The following is a 16,363-nucleotide window of genomic DNA, read 5'->3' on the forward strand; positions in this document are numbered from 1 at the left end:
CCCTGCCCCACTGTTGAGGCCGGGTGTTTTCACGTGCTGGGCACAGCTGTGACCTGGGCCCAGGAAGCCGATCTGTCGCCCGCGAAGACCCGACGACTCCCCCATGGTGCCCGCACGCACCCCACCACCCAGAACTATGGTGCCCCACCACATACGCCCCTGACCTGCGCATTCCTACGGTATGGCCACACACAACCGTCCCCGCCAACCGCCAGGAAGTGCTGCTGATGTCCTCCCCAGCGACCTCTCCCCCAGCCCGCTCCACCCTCCCCCGCATCGTCGCCGCGAGCCTCATCGGGACGACGATCGAGTGGTACGACTTCTTTCTGTACGGGTCGGCCGCCGCGCTCGTCTTCAACAAGCTGTTCTTTCCCGGGTCCGACCCGCTCGTCGGCACGCTGCTCTCGTTCCTGACGTACGCCGTCGGGTTCGCCGCCCGGCCTCTGGGTGCGCTGGTCTTCGGGCACTTCGGGGATCGGGTCGGGCGCAAGAAGCTGCTCGTGCTGAGTCTGCTCATGATGGGTGGGGCGACCTTCTCGATCGGGCTGCTGCCGACGCATGCCACGGTCGGCTCCGCCGCGCCCGTGCTGCTCACCGCCCTGCGGCTGGTGCAGGGCTTCGCGCTCGGCGGCGAGTGGGGCGGGGCCGTGCTGCTGGTGTCGGAGCACGGGGACGCGCGGCGGCGCGGGTTCTGGGCATCCTGGCCGCAGACCGGGGCGCCCGCCGGGCAGTTGCTCGCGACCGGCGTGCTCTCCGCGCTCACCGCGCTGCTCTCCGACGACGCCTTCCTCTCCTGGGGCTGGCGGGTGCCGTTCCTGCTGTCCGGGGTGCTGGTCCTCGTAGGGCTGTGGATACGGCTGTCGGTCGATGAATCACCCCTGTTCAAGGCCGCGTTGGAGCAAGCGGAGGCGCGTCGGGCCGCCGAGCCCGACCGGGTGGCGGAGAAGCTGCCGCTCGTCGCCGTGCTGCGCGACCACTGGCGCGACGTACTGGTCGCGATGGGCGCCCGCATGGCGGAGAACATCAGCTACTACGTGATCACCGCGTTCATCCTCGTGTACGCGACGACCTCGGCCGGGATGGCCAAGCAGACCGCGCTGAACGCCGTACTGATCGCCTCCGCCGTGCACTTCGCGGTGATCCCCGCCTGGGGCGCGCTCTCCGACCGGATCGGGCGGCGGCCCGTCTATCTGATCGGCGCGGTGGGTGTCGGCGCCTGGATGTTCCCCTTCTTCTCGCTGATCGACACGGGCGACTTCGGCAACCTCGTCCTCGCCGTCACCGTCGGGCTGGTGTTCCACGGGGCCATGTACGCGCCCCAGGCCGCTTTCTTCACCGAGATGTTCGCGACCCGGATGCGCTATTCGGGAGCCTCGATCGGCGCCCAGTTCGCCTCGGTCGCCGCAGGCGCGCCCGCCCCGCTCATCGCCACCGCCCTCCTCAAGGACTACGACAGCTCCACCCCCATCGCCCTCTATGTGATCGCGGCCGCCCTCCTCACGGTGATCGCGCTGATCTGTGCCCACGAGACGCGCCACCGCGACCTCGCGGAGGTCGACGCCGAGAGCCGCCCCCAGGACTCCGTCAGCGTCTGACGGCCGCCGACATCAGATGGAGCCGCAGCGCCAGCTGGATCTCCAGCGCTCGGGCCGGACACTGCCAGTCCGGCCCGAGCAGCCTGCCTATCCGCTCCAGCCGCTGGGCCACCGTGTTCACATGGACGTGCAGATCGTCCTTGGTACGCGCGGGGCTCATCCCGCTCGCGAAGTACGCGTCGAGGGTGCGCACCAAGTCGGTGCCGCGCCTCTCGTCGTACGCCACGACCGCGCCCAGTGTCCGGTCGACGAAGCCCTCGATGTCCCGGGTGTCCGCGAGGAGCAGCCCGAGGAAGCCGAGGTCCTGGGCGGCCGCGCCCTCGCCGGGGCGGCCGAGCAGCCGCAGCGCCTCCAGGCAGCGGCGCGCCTCCGCGTACGCCTCGGATATCTCGCCGGGCCGGGCCGCCGGGGCTTCGACGGGGGCCGAGGCGCCCACCGTGACCCGCTCGTGCAGGGCGCCGCCGAGTTGCCTGGCCAGCTGCCGGGCGACCTCGGCCGGGGTGTCGGCCGGGCCCAGCGGCAGCAGCAGGACCGTCCCTCCGTCACGGGTCGCGGCCAGGCCGTGCCGGGTCGCCGCCAGATGCGCGGCGGCCGAGCCCATCCGCTGCCGGTCGGCGGTCCGCCGCTCCGCGGTGCCGTCCTCGGGGCTCTCGATCCGGGCGGCGAGGACCACGTGCGGCGCGTCCAGGTCGGCCCGCAGCCGGGCTGCCCGGTCGCGCAGCAGCCGGGGGTCGCGGCCGGGTGCGTCCAGGAGGTCGTCCAGGAGCTCGCCGCGCACGCGCTGTTCGGCCTCGCCCGCCGAGCGCCGGGCGAGCAGCAGCAGTGAGGTGACCATCGCGGCCCGCTCCAGGGTGCGGCGGTCCACCGGGTCGAGCGCCGGGTGGCCGCGCAGCACCAGTGCGCCCAGCACCTCGTCGCCCGCCGCGACCGTGGCCACCCAGTCCCTTCCGTTGCGGACCGCGTGGCCGTCCGTGCCCGTCAGCTCCAGGGCGGTGAAGGCCGCCGAGTCGGCGTCGGCGAACTCGACCGTGCCGTCCAGGACTTCGGAGACGGCGCTCGCCACGTCGTGCACCCCGCCGCCGCGCAGCACCAGTTCGGTGAGCCGGTCGTGGACCTCGGAGGCGCGCTCCAGGACCGCGCTGTGGTCCCGGATGATCTCGTTGGCCCGCTCCAGCTCGGCCAGCGCCGACCGGGTCTCGGCGAGCAGGTTGGCGGTGTCTATGGCCACGGCGGCGTGTGCGGCGAAGGAGCCGAGCAGGGCGATCTCCTCGCGCGCGAAGACGCGGCTGTGCCGGTCGGCGGCGAACAGCACGCCGATCACGCTGCTGCCGAGCATCAGCGGTACGCCGAGGATCGCGACCAGGCCCTCGTCGCGCACTCCGGTGTCGATCGTCCGGGTGTGCTGGAAGCGCTCGTCGTCGAAGTAGCTCGACGTCACATACGGTCTGGCGGTCTGGGCCACGAGGCCGCCCAGGCCCTCGCCCATGCCGAGCCGCAGCTGCTGGAAGCGGGCGGCCACCGACCCTTCGGTGACGCGCATATAAGTGTCGCCCGCCACCGGGTCGTTGAGGCTGAGGTAGGCGACCTCGGTGCCCAGCAGGGAACGCGCGCGCTGCACGATCGCACGCAGCACCGCGTCCAGGTCGCGCAGCCCCGCGAGGTCGTGGGCGGTCTCGAAGAGCGCCGACAGCTCGGCCCCTCTGCGCCGTCTGCCCTCCAGGTCGGCGCGGACCCGCAGGGCGAGCTGCCGGGCGGACTCCAGGGCGGCCAGCGCCTCGGGTCCGGCGCCGTCGGCGCGGGCGAGCAGCGCGGGCCGGTCGTACGCCTCGGCGGCCGCGCCGCGCGCCAGAAGCTCCAGGTAGGGAGCCTCCGCGTACTCGGTGGACTGCGGGTGATCGTGGGACATGTTCACAGGGATACCTGCCGTACGGGCGGCCGCGCCAGCCCTGTGGACAACTGTTGGCAGGCGCCGGTCAAGAAGCGGAGGTGCGGTGGTGGCGCGGCGGCGCGCGGTCCGGTTCGACGCGCGGTCGGTCACGCGGTCAGGTCGCGCGGTCGGGTCAGTGCGCGGTCCAGCCGCCGTCCAGGGCGAGCGAGGTGCCGGTGATGAACGAGGCCTGCGGGGCGCAGAGGTAGGCGACGGCCTCGGCGACCTCGGACGGCTCGACCAGCCGTTTGAGCGCCGAGTCCTTGAGGAGCACCTCGGTCAGGACACGTTCCTCGGGGATGCCGTGGGCGGCCGCCTGGTCGGCGATCTGCCGCTCGACGAGCGGGGTGCGCACATAGCCGGGGCTGACGCAGTTCGAGGTGACGCCGTGCTGTGCGCCTTCCAGAGCGGCGGTCTTGGAGAGCCCTTCGAGGCCGTGCTTGGCGGCGACATAGGCCGACTTGTACGCGGAGGCCCGCAGCCCGTGCACCGAGGAGATGTTGACGATGCGGCCCCAGCCCTGCCCGTACATGTGCGGAAGCGACCCTCTGATCAGCCGGAACGGCGCTTCCAGCATCACCGTGAGCACGGTGTGGAACACCTCGGGCGGGAACTCCTCGATGGGGCGCACGAGTTGCAGCCCCGCGTTGTTCACCAGGATGTCGGTGCCGGTGGCGGCCTGCTCGGCGGCTTCGAGGTCGGTCAGGTCCAGGACCAGCGGCTCGATGGATCCGGCGAGGCCCGCGCCCTGTGCGGCGAGGGCGTCGAGGCCCGCGCCGTCCCGGTCGACGGCCCGCACCTTGGCGCCGGCGGCCACCAGGCGCAGGGCGCAGGCCCGGCCGATGCCGCCTGCGGCCCCGGTGACCAGGGCGGTGCGGCCGCCCAGGTCGAGCTCGACGGACGGGGGGACGGGACCCGGTGTGGTGGGCGTGGTCATGTTCTCGACCCTAGGCAGTGCGCCCGCCCACCACCCATGTGGTCCGGGCCCACACTTCAGTGCTCGGTCATAGGCGCGAACCATGTCGGTTCATCGGTCATCGCCTGTTTGATCCGGAAGAGCGAGGACTCATCCAGCTCCGGCAGCGCGTCGACGGAGAACCAGCCGACCTCCAGGGACTCGTCGTCGTTGACGCGCGCCTCGCCGCCGACGGCCCGGCACTTGAGGCAGATGTCCATGAACTGGCAGCGGTCGCCGTTGGGGTAGGTGACCGGGCGCAGCGCGTCCACCAGGACGACCCTCTCCACGACGCACCGCACGGCGGTCTCTTCGTACACCTCGCGCACGGCGGTCTCGGCGGGCTGTTCGCCGGGCTCGGGTATCCCGCCGAGGATCGCCCACTCGCCGGTGTCGACGCGTCGGCAGAGCAGCACCCGGCCCTCGTCGTCGAAGACCACCATGCTGATGCCCGGGAGGAACAGCAGCTGGTGGCCGGCCGAGGCACGGATCTCGCGGATGAAGTCTGGTGTCGCCATGCCCTCGACCCTAACTAGCCTGTGCCGCGTCGTTCTCCGGGGCGCGACGCGCGCGTACGGTACGGCTCACCGCCCAGCCGAGGCCCGCCGCCGCGAGCGCCACCAGGGTCCACTCGGGTGCGGTGCCGAGCCGGGTGGCCGGGGTCTCGGAGGAGCGCAGCGGCACCTTGGCGACCAGCGAGTCGGGCGTGAACATCTTCGTCTTCTGGACGACTTCCCCGTCCGGCATGATCACCGCGCTGACCCCGCTGGTCACCGGGACGGTGACGGTCCGGCTGTGCTCGACCGCGCGCACCCGCGACATGGCGAGCTGCTGGTAGGTCATCTCGCTGCGGTCGAAGGTCGCGTTGTTGCTGGGTACGGAGATGATCTGCGCGCCATGGGTGACGGTGTCGCGCACGGCCCAGTCGAACGCCGCCTCGTAGCAGGTGGCGATGCCGACCCGGGTGCCCGCCATGTCGAACACACCGGCCTCGGTGCCGCGGCTGAAGTCCTGGCGGACCATGGAGACATAGCCCGGGCCGAACTTCTTGATGAGGCCGCGCAGCGGGATGTACTCGCCGAAGGGCTGGATCTGCCGCTTGTCGTAGGTGGCTCCGGGACCCGTCCTCGGGTCCCACAGCACCTGCTCGTTGAAGAGCTGTCCGTCGGGGCGCTCGACGACCGCGCCCACCGAGATGGGCGCGCCGATCGCCTTGGCGGCCCGGTCGATGTCGGTGTACGCCTGCGCGTCGGTGTACGGGTCGACGTCCGAGGAGTTCTCCGGCCAGAGCACGAAGTCGGGCTTGGCGGCCTTGCCCGCCTCGACCCGGTCGGCGAGGCGCAGGGTCTCGCGCACGTGGTAGTCGAGCACCGCGCGGCGCTGCTCGTTGAAGTCGAGGCCCAGGCGCGGCACATTGCCCTGGATCACGGCGACGGTGGCGGTGCCGTTCTCGGCCGCGTCGCTGACCAGCGGGGTCGCGGCGAAGGCGGCGGCGACCGGGGCGAGCAGGGTGGCCAGGGCGGCGGCCGCGGCCCCCTTGCGCAGGGCGCCGGTGGCGCGCGGGCGCAGGGCCTGGCGCACGCACTCGTAGAGCCCGAAGCCGCAGAGCACGACGGCGAAGCCGAGGACGGGAGTGCCGCCGAGGGCGGCGAGCGGCAGGAACACGCCGTCCGCCTGGCCGAAGGCGAGCTTGCCCCAGGGGAAGCCGCCGAACGGCACGCGCGCGCGTGCCGCCTCGGAGGCGATCCACATCGCCGCGCCCCACACCGGCCACCCGGGCAGCCGCGAGACGACCGCCATCCCGGCACCGGCGGCGGCTACCCCGACCGCCTCGATGGCCGCGAGGGCCAGCCACGGGCCGGGGCCGACCTCCACACCGGTCCAGACGAGCAGCGGCAGCAGGAAGCCGAGACCGAAGAGGTAGCCGAGACCGAACCCGGCCTTCCAGGTCCGCCCGCGCAGACACCAGCCGAGGAGTGCGAAGGCGGGCACCGCCAGCCACCACAGGGGCCGGGGCGGGAAGCTCAGGTACAGGAGCACACCGGACAGCGCGGCCGTGGCGGGCCGTACGAGCCGGTGCAGCAGCCGACGTCCGCGCGAGGCGGTGGCGGGCTGCGGTTCGAGCTGCTCTGGCTCGGCTGTGGGGGTGGTGGTCGTGCTCACCCGGCGGAGTCTACGGCCGCGAGCTGTGCCTGCGTCAGACCGGTTCGTACAGTAACCGTCCATATGCGCACGATCACCGTCGATATGCGCACGATCGGTACGTCCACACGCGTACGGGCATCGGACCACACCCCAGCCGGAACGTTTCCGCACGATCTGTACCCAGATCGTGCCCGACGCCACTACGGTGTGCGCAGTCCGTAAGACGGCCGGGGGGCGGGGATGAGCGCACAGACAGGCCGGTCCGCCGTACCCCCGACGCCACTACGGTGTGCGCAGTCCGTAAGACGGCCGGGGGGCGGGGATGAGCGCACAGACAGGCCGGTCCGCCGTACCCGAACGCCGGTCCGGGCCGGATCTCGCCGGTGTCCTGGTGCTGGGCGCCTGCGCGGGCTGGTCCCTGATCGCGGCGGCGGGCCGGGAGGCCAGACCCGAGGGCGTGCTGCTGGCCGTGCTCGCGGTGGCCGCCGGATACGCGCTGGGCCGGATCAGCGGCAGTCTGGTGCCCGTGGCGGCGGCGACCTGCGCCGCGACCGCGGGCCTGCTGCTGGCGTACTTCTCCAGGGACGGAGTCCCTGGAGCCACCGTGGACCCGCTGCCGGGCCACATCGGCGTCTCCGCCGCGCTTCCCGCACTCGCCGCCGGGGCGGCCTGCTGCGGCGCCTGGGCGGCCCGTACGGCCGCGGTCCGCCTCGCGCTGCGACTGCTCGCCGTGGGGTGCGCGGGCACCGCCCTCGCGCTCGGCTCGGCGGCGGGCTGTGCGGCGGCGCTCGGCGTACTGCTGTGCTCCCTGGCAGCGGCCCGGATGCGGCACCGGACGGTGGGCCTCGCGGGGCTCGCGGCGGTCGCCGCCCTCGTGGCGGTGGGGTCGGTCGCCGTGGCCGAGGACGTACTGCCCGACGGGCTCACCGTCTCCCTCGAGGGCCAGCTGACGCCGGAGCGCGTGCTGCTGTGGCGGGACGCGGTGGACCTGGCCGAGGAGCATCCCGTGCGGGGCACCGGGCCCGACCGGTTCGGCGGTCTCAGCCCGGTGGCACGGCAGTCACCGGTCGCCGCCGGCAAGCCCCACTCCGCGCTGCTCCAGCAGGCGTCCGAGCAGGGCGCGGTGGGCGCCACGCTGCTCGGGGCCACCTATGGCTGGATCCTGTACGCGCTGTGGCGCTCGCCCCGCGCCACACCGGTCGTGCTCACGGCGGGCGCCGCGCTCACCGCGCTGGCCGCGTTCGCCTGTGTCGGCAACGCGCTGAGCTTCACCCCGGTGACGATGGGCGCGGGCCTGCTGGCGGGCCTGGCCACCGCACGGCCGCCGGGGGACGGGCAGCAGGAGGCGGGGTGCGACACGGCCGTCGTCCACGCGCGGCGGTGACGCCGGTGGAGGTGATGCGTACGCGCGCGTGGGTGAGGTCGGCGTCGCCTACGTGGTGAGGTTCGCGTCGCATACGTATGGAGGTCGCATACGTACGAAGGAGGGCGCCGGTGAGCGCCTCCGGAGGCGTCAGGCCTCGGCGTGCTTGGCGGCGCCGAGCAGGCGCAGCCGGTCGCGGATGACGCGGACCGCCGCCTCGGCGTCGTCCACCGTCACGGTGAAGACGCGGCCGTCCCCGAGCCGCAGCACCAGCCCCTCACCCCGGCGTACGACGACCGCTGTGCCCTTCTCCGGGCGCCAGCGGTAACCCCAGCCGCCCCACTGGCGCGGGGTGACGCGCGGCGCGAAGTCCGCGCCCACCACGTCGTCGAGCGAGATCCGGCGGCGCGGCAGGCCGATGTGGCCGCAGCGCACTTCGAGGGAGTCGTCGTCGACCTTCACGGCCACATGGACGAAGGCGAGCGTTCCGTAGATCACCAGGAGCCCGGCCGCGACGCAGCCGATCACCGACATGAGCAGCGGGGCGACGCCGGACGTCCACGTGGAGTCGACGGCCAGCTCGACGCCGAGCGCCACACACGCCGCGCCTCCGGCGGCGAGCAGCCACTGGACGCGGTTGGTCGCGCGACCGGTCCAGATCGCCGGCTGCGGGGTGGCCACCGGGTCACCGCTGTCGTGCGCCGGGGGCTCGGGGGGGAATTCCCTCATGCTTAGCAGAGTACTCAGAATCCACAGAACCGACAGTGACGCCACTCTCAGTGAGCGGGGCCGCCCGCGGTCAGCGGGAGGCGGTGACCGTCTGCAGCAGTCGGCCTTCCGGGTAGCCGAGCGCGATGTCCGGAAGGACGCCGGTCCGGCCGTTGAGCAGCACGGTCACCGTGCCGGTGGGCGCCGCGTCGGGGTCGGCTTCCACACCGGCCCGGCGGAGCGCCTGGGCGGCGACGGCCGAGGCGCTGCCGTACAGGACGGGCGCGGCCAGGCCGGGCTGCCGCACTGCGTCGCGGACCCGCTCGGCGACCAGCTCGTAATGGGTGCAACCCAGGACGACACCCCTTACGTCCTTGGGGGTCCGCTCGGCCGCGGCGGCGATGGCCAGCTCGATGGCGGGCTCGTCGCCGTGCTCGATCGCGTCCGCGAGCCCGGGGCAGGGGACCTCGGAGACGTCGACGCCGTCGGCGAACTCACGGATAAGACCGCGCTGGTACGGGCTGCCGGTGGTGGCCGGGGTGGCCCAGATCGCGACGGGTCCGCCACTGGCGGCGGCCGGCTTGATCGCCGGTACGGTCCCGATCACCGGGATCCGCGGCTCCAGGTCGGCGCGCAGCGCCGGAAGCGCGCGCACCGAGGCGGTGTTGCAGGCCACGATCAGGACGTCCGGACCGAGCTCGGCGGCGGCGCGCGCCACGGCGAGCGCGCGCTCGGTGACGTCCTCGGGCGTGCGGGGGCCCCACGGCATGCTGTCCGGGGCGGAGGAGAGGACAAGGTCGGCGTCCGGCCGCAGCCGGCGCACGACGGCGGCCGCCGCCAGCAGGCCGATTCCGGAGTCCATGAGCGCGATCTTCACTCGGTCACCATAGTCGACCGCCCTTGCGCACCGGCTCAGGTGGTGCAGACTGCGGCGGATGAGCGCCCTCGCATGGATCGCCGTGGTGTCCCTGGTCTGCTGGCTCTGGCTGCTGCTCGGACAGGGCTTCTTCTGGCGGACGGACCAGCGTCTGCCCGACCGTTCCGCCCCGGCCGACTGGCCGTATGTCGCCGTCGTCGTACCGGCCAGGGACGAGGCCCAGGTGTTGCCGCGCAGCCTGCCCACGCTGCTCGCCCAGGACTATCCGGGCGAGGCGGAGATCTTCCTGGTCGACGACGGGAGTTCGGACGGCACGGGTGAGCTGGCGCGGGCGCTCGCCGCGCGGGAGGAGTGCGCGCTGCCGCTGACCGTGGTCGAGCCGGGCGAGCCGGAGCCCGGCTGGACCGGGAAGCTGTGGGCGCTGCGCCACGGCATCGCGTCGGCACTCGCGCGAGAGCCCGAGTACCTGCTGCTCACCGACGCCGATATCGCCCATGAGCCGGACAGTCTGCGGGAGTTGGTGGCCGCGGCCCGCTCCAACGGGCTCGACCTGGTGTCGCAGATGGCCCGGCTGCGGGTGGCGAGCGGCTGGGAGCGCCTGGTGGTGCCGGCGTTCGTCTACTTCTTCGCGCAGCTGTACCCCTTCCGCTGGATCAACCGGCCGGGGGCGCGTACGGCGGCGGCCGCGGGCGGCTGCGTCCTGCTGCGGACGGAGGCGGCCGAGCGGGCGCGGATTCCGGAGTCGGTGCGCCAGGCGGTCATCGACGACGTGTCGGTGGCGCGCGCGGTGAGCAGCTCGGGCGGGCGGATCTGGCTGGGGCTCGCGGAGCGCGTGGACAGCGTGCGCCCCTATCCGCGCCTCGCCGACCTCTGGCGCATGATCGCCCGCAGCGCCTACGCCCAGCTCCGGCACAGCCCGCTCCTGCTGCTCGGGACGGTCGTGGGGCTCGCGCTCATCTATCTCGCGCCGCCGGTCGCGCTCTTCGCCGGGATGGCGCGGGAGGACGCCGTGGCGGCCGGGCGCCGTACGGCGAGGGCGCGGGGCCGGTTAGTCTGACCCCCGTCAAAAACGCACCAAGATAGGGGTGGACCCAGTGGCGGACATCGAAGAGGCCCGCAAGGCGTTCGCGCGGCTCGACGTCGACGGCAACGGCGAGGTGACGGCGACGGAGTACAAGCAGGTCATGGCCCAGCTGGGCGACTTCCACGTCACCGAGACCGTGGCCCAGGCCATCATCAGGGCCAAGGACGCCAACGGCGACGGCAAGCTCTCCTTCGAGGAGTTCTGGGCGTCCCTCGACAAGTGACCCCGAACCCGCCCGCCGGCCCGCTGTGACGGGGGCCGGCGGACGACGTTCCCCACCGGGCCCCGCGGCTCCGCCGACGCGACGCGCCGCCCGTACCGCCATCCCGCGTGACCGCCGACGGTGCCGTCCCCCGTCGCGGCGAACCGCAGGGCGGACCAGGTGATTCCGCGATGTCATCAAGACCGATCGCGCGATCGGACCAACTGGAGTCGCTCACATGTCGATATGCGAAACGACTCCGGCGGCATGGTCGCCTTGAGCCCGTCCGAGGTGTCCTGGCAGGCCGTCGCGTACGCCTTCGCACCGAGGATCCTTCCCTCGGCGACGCGTGCCCGAGGGCGCTTCCAGCCGTCCAGGAGCCGTCGCTCGACCTCCTCGGGGAGGCTCTTCTCGAAGGTGTCCCGCCGGGGGAAGTAGGCCACGGCCGCGCCGAGGAGCCCGCAGGGGCCGGTCACACAGAGCAGATCACCCGGGCGGGCGCCGCTCCGCATCAGCGCGCTCCCCGGTCTGCAGACGCCGAACGCGGTGGCCGAGAGGATGATCCGTTCGGCGTTCCCGATGTCGCCGCCGACGTTCAGCGTGCCGCAGTCCGTACAGCCCTGGTGGATGCCCGCCATCACCTCACGGAACTCCGCGTCGTCCACCTCCTGGGGATAGCGGACCACGCTCAGCAGACCGATCGGGGTGGCTCCCATGGCGGCGATGTCGCTGATGTTGGCGACGGCCAGGTAGTGGTCTCCCCGCCGCCGCCCTGCCGGAGCGCTACGCCGCCGTCAGCACTCGATGATGTTCACGGCCAGGCCGCCGCGGGCGGTCTCCTTGTACTTGACCGACATGTCCGCGCCGGTCTCCTTCATGGTCTTGATGACCTTGTCCAGGGACACCTTGTGGCTGCCGTCGCCGCGCATCGCCATCTTCGCGGCCGTGACGGCCTTGACCGCCGCCATGCCGTTGCGCTCGATGCACGGGATCTGGACCAGGCCGCCGACCGGGTCGCAGGTCAGGCCCAGGTTGTGCTCCATGCCGATCTCCGCGGCGTTCTCGACCTGCTCGGGGGTGCCGCCCAGGACCTCGGCCAGGGCGCCCGCCGCCATCGAGCAGGCCGAGCCGACCTCGCCCTGGCAGCCGACCTCGGCGCCGGAGATCGAGGCGTTCTCCTTGAAGAGCATGCCGATGGCGCCGGCCGCCAGCAGGAAGCGCACCACGCCCTCGTCGTCCGCGCCGGGCACGAAGTTCATGTAGTAGTGCAGCACGGCCGGGATGATGCCCGCGGCGCCGTTGGTGGGCGCGGTGACCACACGGCCGCCCGCCGCGTTCTCCTCGTTCACCGCCATCGCGTACAGCGTCGCCCACTCCATCGCGTGCGCGTCCGGGTTGCCCTCGGCGCGCAGCTGGCGGGCGGTGGTGGCGGCGCGGCGGCGGACCTTCAGGCCGCCCGGCAGGATGCCCTCGCGGGACATGCCGCGCGAGACGCACGCCTGCATCACGCGCCAGATCTCAAGGAGCCCGGTACGGATCTCGTCCTCGGTGCGCCAGGCCTTCTCGTTCTCCAGCATCATCGCGGAGATCGACAGACCGGTCTCCTTGGCGAGGCGCAGCAGCTCGTCACCGGTGCGGAAGGGGTACTTCAGGACCGTGTCGTCCGGCACGATCGGGTTCTCCCCGGCCACCGCGTCCTCGTCGACGACGAAGCCGCCGCCGACCGAGTAGTACGTCTTCTCCAGGACCGGCGCGCCCTCGCTGTCGTACGCGAAGATCGTCATGCCGTTGGCGTGGTACGGCAGCGCCTTGCGGCGGTGCAGGATCAGGTCCTCGTCGAAGTCGAAGGGGATCTCGTGGGCGCCGAGCAGGTTGATCCGCCCGTCCGCCTTGATCCGCTCCACCTGCTCGTCGGCGCTCTCCACGTCGACCGTGCGCGGAGAGTTGCCCTCCAGGCCGAGGAGGACGGCCTTGGGGGTGCCATGGCCGTGGCCGGTGGCGCCCAGCGAGCCGTACAGCTCGGCCCGTATCGAGGCGGTGTGGGCCAGCAGGCCCTCGTTCTTCAGGCGGCGCGCGAACATCCGGGCAGCGCGCATCGGGCCGACCGTGTGGGAGCTGGACGGGCCGATGCCGATCGAGAACAGGTCGAAGACCGAGATGGCCACGAGAGACTCCTTGGAGAGGTAGACGCCGTTGTCTGCCAGGTGGTGCAGAGCGAGCAGGTGAAACGGGCGGTGCAAGGGTTCGGGGCACCGCACTCACTGTCCAGTGTGCGCGGTGCCCCGAAGGTTCGTACGAATAAAAGGGTACGAAACTACTTCAGGCCGGGGTACAGCGGGTGCTTCGCGGCCAGGGCCGAGACCCGGGCGGCGAGGGCGTCCTTGTCAGAACCCCCGAAGGGAGAGGCAGCCTTCAGCGTCTCGGCGATGATGTCGGCGACCTCACGGAAGTCGTCCGCGCCGAAACCGCGGGTGGCCAGCGCCGGGGTGCCGATCCGCAGGCCCGAGGTGGTCATCGGGGGCCGCGGGTCGTTCGGGACGGCGTTGCGGTTGACCGTGATGCCGACCTCGTGGAGGCGGTCCTCGGCCTGCTGGCCGTCGAGCTCGGAGTTGCGCAGGTCCACCAGGACCAGGTGCACATCCGTGCCGCCGGACAGGACCGAGACGCCGTGCGCGGTGACGTCGTCCTGGACCAGGCGCTCGGCCAGGATACGGGCGCCGTCCAGGGTGCGCTGCTGGCGCTCCTTGAACTCCTCGGAGGCCGCGACCTTGAAGGACACCGCCTTGGCCGCGATCACGTGCTCCAGGGGGCCGCCCTGGAAGCCCGGGAAGACCGCGGAGTTCAGCTTCTTCGCGAAGTCCTTGTTCCGGGCCAGGATGATGCCGCCGCGCGGGCCGCCGAGCGTCTTGTGCGTGGTGGAGGTGACCACGTCCGCGAACGGCACCGGGTTCGGGTGCAGCCCGGCCGCGACCAGGCCGGCGAAGTGCGCCATGTCGACCCACAGGAGGGCCTCGACCTCGTCCGCGATGCGGCGGAACTCGGCGAAGTCCAGCTGCCGCGGGTACGCGGACCAGCCCGCGATGATCACCTTGGGGCGGTGCTCCTTGGCCAGGCGCTCGACCTCGGCCATGTCGACCAGACCGGCCTCGTCGACGTGGTACGGGACCACGTTGAACTGCTTGCCGGAGAAGTTCAGGCGCATGCCGTGGGTGAGGTGGCCGCCGTGCGCCAGGTCCAGGCCGAGGATCGTGTCGCCGGGCTGGGCGATCGCGAAGAGGGCGGCCTGGTTGGCGGAGGCGCCGGAGTGCGGCTGGACGTTGGCGTACTCCGCGCCGAACAGGTCCTTGACGCGGTCGATCGCGATCTGCTCGGTCACGTCGACGTGCTCGCAGCCGCCGTAGTAGCGGCGTCCCGGGTAGCCCTCGGCGTACTTGTTGGTGAGGACCGTGCCCTGGGCCTCCATGACCGCGACCGGAGCGAAGTTCTCCGAGGCGATCATTTCGAGGGTGGACTGCTGACGGTTCAGCTCGGCGTCGACGGCCGCGGCGACGTCCGGGTCGAGCTCGTGGAGGGGCTGGTTCAGAAGCGACATCAGAAGATCCCTGGAGGTCGTGGGTCAGCCGGCGGTGAAGGCGGTGTACTCGTCGGAGGAGAGCAGGTCGTCCGGCTCGCCATCGATCTTCACCTTGAACAGCCAGCCGCCCTCGAAGGGGGCGGAGTTCACCAGCGACGGGTCGTCGACGACGTCCTGGTTGGCCGCGACGACCTCGCCCGTGACCGGGGAGTACAGGTCGCTGACCGACTTGGTCGACTCCAGCTCGCCGCAGGTCTCGCCCGCGGTCACCGTGTCACCGACCGCCGGGAGCTGGACGAACACCACGTCACCGAGCGCGTTGGCCGCGTGCTCCGTGATGCCGACCGTCGAGACGCCCTCCTCGGCGACCGACAGCCACTCGTGCTCCTTGCTGTAACGCAGCTGCTGGGGGTTGCTCATGACCTGAATTCTCCTGTACGAGGGGGAGTGGTGGTGAACGGAAAAGTCATGCGGTGCGTGTGCGAGGGGTCACTTCTGGCGCTTGTAGAACGGCAGCGCCACGACCTCGTACGGCTCATGCGTACCGCGAATGTCCACGCCGACGCCGGAGGTGCCCGGTGCGGCGTGCGCGGCGTCCACGTACGCCATGGCGATCGGCTTGCCGAGGGTCGGGGACGGGGCGCCCGAGGTGATCTCGCCGACGACCTGGCCGTCGGCCACCACGGAGAACCCGGCGCGCGGCACCCGGCGGCCCTCGGCGATCAGGCCGACCAGCTTGCGCGGGGCCCGGGCGGCGGCGCGCTCGGCGGCGGCCTCCAGGGCGGCGCGCCCCACGAAGTCGCCCTCCTTCTCGAACTTCACGACCCGGCCGAGCCCCGCGTCGAACGGGGTGAGCGCGGTGGTCAGCTCGTGCCCGTACAGCGGCATGCCCGCCTCCAGGCGCAGCGTGTCGCGGCAGGACAGACCGCACGGCACCAGGCCCGCGTCCTTGCCCGCCTCGGTGAGCGCCTGCCACAGCTTCTCGGCGTCGGCCGGGGCCACGAAGAGCTCGAAGCCGTCCTCACCGGTGTAGCCCGTACGGGCGATCAGCGCCGGGACGCCGGCCACGGTGCCGGGCAGGCCCGCGTAGTACTTCAGGCCGTCCAGGTCGGCGTCGGTGAGCGACTTCAGGATGCCGGGGGACTCGGGGCCCTGGACGGCGAGCAGCGCGTACGCGTCCCGGTCGTCGCGCACCTCGACGCCCTCGAAGCCGGCCGCGCGCTCGGTGATCGCGTCCAGGACGACCTGGGCGTTGCCCGCGTTGGCGACGACCATGTACTCGTCCTCGCCGAGGCGGTACACGATCAGGTCGTCGACGATGCCGCCGTCCTCCTGGCAGATCATCGTGTAGCGGGCGCGGCCCACGCCGATGGTGCTCATGTTGCCGACCAGCGCGTAGTCCAGCGCCCGCACGGCCTGCGGGCCGGTGACGGTGATCTCGCCCATGTGGGAGAGGTCGAAGAGACCGGCCCTGGTGCGGACGGCGGTGTGCTCGTCGCGCTCGCTGCCGTAGCGCAGCGGCATGTCCCAGCCGGCGAAGTCGGTCATGGTCGCGCCCAGCGAACGGTGCGTTGCGTCAAGGGCGGTGAGACGGGGATTGCTCATGAGGGTGTGGCTCCCAGGGCATGACGGCGAGGACGATCCTCCCCATCTGTCATCGGAACCTGAGAGGTTCGCCGGGAGACCCGGCTTGCACCTTGGGTGGGGCCGCGCCGTCCGGGAACGCGCGACCCGCTTTTCAGATCTGCCTCATCCACGCGGTACGGGGCCTGAGAGATTCAAGGGAGGGACTTGCTCCTTCGGCGCCCCGCGATCCTCCCGGCCCGCTGGGGCCTTGGGGGAACTGCCGGGGACTCTCCCGCGTGGATTCAAGCGGCCGGTATGCAGTTTGGCGCGCACATCATTGCACGCCTCCCGCGGGCATCACATCACC

The 16,363-nt window shown here is 72.2% G+C and carries 15 protein-coding genes and 1 riboswitch; of the genes, 4 read left to right on the forward strand and 11 right to left on the reverse strand.

Annotated elements, in window-relative coordinates; genetic code table 11:
* The first annotated feature begins 227 nt into the window (after positions 1-227).
* The gene (locus A8W25_RS23055; protein ID WP_067167072.1) at positions 228-1,595 is read left to right on the forward strand and encodes an MFS transporter; all 1,368 of its coding nucleotides are present in this window, start codon (positions 228-230) and stop codon (positions 1,593-1,595) included.
* On the opposite strand, the gene A8W25_RS23060 is transcribed toward A8W25_RS23055, so the two are convergent.
* From A8W25_RS23060 to lnt, 4 genes are all read right to left on the reverse strand, one after another.
* Entirely contained in the window at positions 1,585-3,501 is a 1,917-nt protein-coding gene (locus A8W25_RS23060; protein WP_079126325.1) for a helix-turn-helix domain-containing protein, read from the reverse strand. The two genes, A8W25_RS23055 and A8W25_RS23060, sit on opposite strands and share 11 nt — an antisense overlap.
* A 154-nt stretch (positions 3,502-3,655) precedes the next feature.
* Positions 3,656-4,459 carry a 3-hydroxybutyrate dehydrogenase gene (locus tag A8W25_RS23065; RefSeq protein ID WP_067164528.1) on the reverse strand — a complete coding sequence of 268 codons (804 nt, stop codon included), beginning with the start codon at positions 4,457-4,459 and terminating at the stop codon, positions 3,656-3,658.
* A 56-nt stretch (positions 4,460-4,515) separates the two neighbouring features.
* Entirely contained in the window at positions 4,516-4,995 is a 480-nt protein-coding gene (locus tag A8W25_RS23070) for an NUDIX hydrolase (protein WP_067164530.1), read from the reverse strand.
* 10 nt (positions 4,996-5,005) lie between these two features.
* Positions 5,006-6,640 (reverse strand): apolipoprotein N-acyltransferase, encoded by a 1,635-nt coding sequence (gene lnt, locus A8W25_RS23075; protein ID WP_067164531.1) that lies wholly within the window; start codon positions 6,638-6,640, stop codon positions 5,006-5,008.
* Positions 6,641-6,944: 304 nt separating this feature from the next.
* Here lnt and A8W25_RS23080 point away from each other — a divergent pair, with 304 nt between their 5' ends.
* Positions 6,945-8,006 carry an O-antigen ligase family protein gene (locus A8W25_RS23080; protein ID WP_079126326.1) on the forward strand — a complete coding sequence of 354 codons (1,062 nt, stop codon included), beginning with the start codon at positions 6,945-6,947 and terminating at the stop codon, positions 8,004-8,006.
* Positions 8,007-8,135: 129 nt separating this feature from the next.
* Here A8W25_RS23080 and A8W25_RS23085 read toward each other — a convergent pair whose 3' ends face one another.
* A complete protein-coding gene (locus A8W25_RS23085) occupies positions 8,136-8,714 on the reverse strand; it encodes a hypothetical protein (RefSeq protein ID WP_234386556.1) in 579 nt (192 codons plus the stop codon).
* Positions 8,715-8,784: 70 nt separating this feature from the next.
* Positions 8,785-9,570: a glutamate racemase gene (locus tag A8W25_RS23090; protein WP_067164533.1), complete on the reverse strand. Its 786-nt coding sequence runs from the start codon at positions 9,568-9,570 to the stop codon at positions 8,785-8,787.
* A 58-nt stretch (positions 9,571-9,628) separates the two neighbouring features.
* Here A8W25_RS23090 and A8W25_RS23095 point away from each other — a divergent pair, with 58 nt between their 5' ends.
* Together A8W25_RS23095 and A8W25_RS23100 are read left to right on the forward strand one after the other, a co-directional pair.
* Positions 9,629-10,627 (forward strand): glycosyltransferase, encoded by a 999-nt coding sequence (locus A8W25_RS23095; RefSeq protein ID WP_079126327.1) that lies wholly within the window; start codon positions 9,629-9,631, stop codon positions 10,625-10,627.
* A 37-nt stretch (positions 10,628-10,664) separates the two neighbouring features.
* Positions 10,665-10,877 carry an EF-hand domain-containing protein gene (locus A8W25_RS23100; protein ID WP_067164534.1) on the forward strand — a complete coding sequence of 71 codons (213 nt, stop codon included), beginning with the start codon at positions 10,665-10,667 and terminating at the stop codon, positions 10,875-10,877.
* A 176-nt stretch (positions 10,878-11,053) separates the two neighbouring features.
* Here A8W25_RS23100 and A8W25_RS23105 read toward each other — a convergent pair whose 3' ends face one another.
* From A8W25_RS23105 to gcvT, 5 genes are all read right to left on the reverse strand, one after another.
* A complete protein-coding gene (locus tag A8W25_RS23105; RefSeq protein ID WP_324616360.1) occupies positions 11,054-11,605 on the reverse strand; it encodes a thiamine-phosphate kinase in 552 nt (183 codons plus the stop codon).
* A 45-nt stretch (positions 11,606-11,650) separates the two neighbouring features.
* Positions 11,651-13,021, reverse strand: coding sequence for an L-serine ammonia-lyase (locus tag A8W25_RS23110; RefSeq protein WP_067167079.1), 1,371 nt, complete (start codon positions 13,019-13,021; stop codon positions 11,651-11,653).
* A 149-nt stretch (positions 13,022-13,170) separates the two neighbouring features.
* Complete coding sequence (gene glyA, locus A8W25_RS23115; RefSeq protein WP_067164538.1) at positions 13,171-14,448, reverse strand: serine hydroxymethyltransferase; 1,278 nt, start codon at positions 14,446-14,448, stop codon at positions 13,171-13,173.
* A gap of 24 nt (positions 14,449-14,472) precedes the next feature.
* On the reverse strand, positions 14,473-14,850 hold the full coding sequence (gcvH, locus tag A8W25_RS23120) for a glycine cleavage system protein GcvH (RefSeq protein WP_067164540.1): 378 nt from the start codon (positions 14,848-14,850) through the stop codon (positions 14,473-14,475).
* Between the two features lie 69 nt (positions 14,851-14,919).
* Positions 14,920-16,035 carry a glycine cleavage system aminomethyltransferase GcvT gene (gene gcvT, locus A8W25_RS23125; RefSeq protein WP_067164541.1) on the reverse strand — a complete coding sequence of 372 codons (1,116 nt, stop codon included), beginning with the start codon at positions 16,033-16,035 and terminating at the stop codon, positions 14,920-14,922.
* A 143-nt stretch (positions 16,036-16,178) separates the two neighbouring features.
* Positions 16,179-16,301, reverse strand: a riboswitch (glycine riboswitch).
* Positions 16,302-16,363 lie beyond the last annotated feature (62 nt).

Origin of the sequence: Streptomyces sp. ERV7, assembly GCF_001653515.1 — a bacterium.
In the GTDB taxonomy this organism is placed as follows: Bacteria; Actinomycetota; Actinomycetes; order Streptomycetales; family Streptomycetaceae; genus Streptomyces.

Coding starts and splice junctions, on each gene's coding strand:
- A8W25_RS23055 (WP_067167072.1), top strand. CDS start 228: ATGTCCTCCCCAGCGACCTCTCCCCCAGCCCGCTCCACCCTCCCCCGC.
- A8W25_RS23060 (WP_079126325.1), bottom strand. CDS start 3,501: ATGTCCCACGATCACCCGCAGTCCACCGAGTACGCGGAGGCTCCCTAC.
- A8W25_RS23065 (WP_067164528.1), bottom strand. CDS start 4,459: ATGACCACGCCCACCACACCGGGTCCCGTCCCCCCGTCCGTCGAGCTC.
- A8W25_RS23070 (WP_067164530.1), bottom strand. CDS start 4,995: ATGGCGACACCAGACTTCATCCGCGAGATCCGTGCCTCGGCCGGCCAC.
- A8W25_RS23080 (WP_079126326.1), top strand. CDS start 6,945: ATGAGCGCACAGACAGGCCGGTCCGCCGTACCCGAACGCCGGTCCGGG.
- A8W25_RS23085 (WP_234386556.1), bottom strand. CDS start 8,714: ATGAGGGAATTCCCCCCCGAGCCCCCGGCGCACGACAGCGGTGACCCG.
- A8W25_RS23095 (WP_079126327.1), top strand. CDS start 9,629: ATGAGCGCCCTCGCATGGATCGCCGTGGTGTCCCTGGTCTGCTGGCTC.
- glyA (WP_067164538.1), bottom strand. CDS start 14,448: ATGTCGCTTCTGAACCAGCCCCTCCACGAGCTCGACCCGGACGTCGCC.
- gcvH (WP_067164540.1), bottom strand. CDS start 14,850: ATGAGCAACCCCCAGCAGCTGCGTTACAGCAAGGAGCACGAGTGGCTG.
- gcvT (WP_067164541.1), bottom strand. CDS start 16,035: ATGAGCAATCCCCGTCTCACCGCCCTTGACGCAACGCACCGTTCGCTG.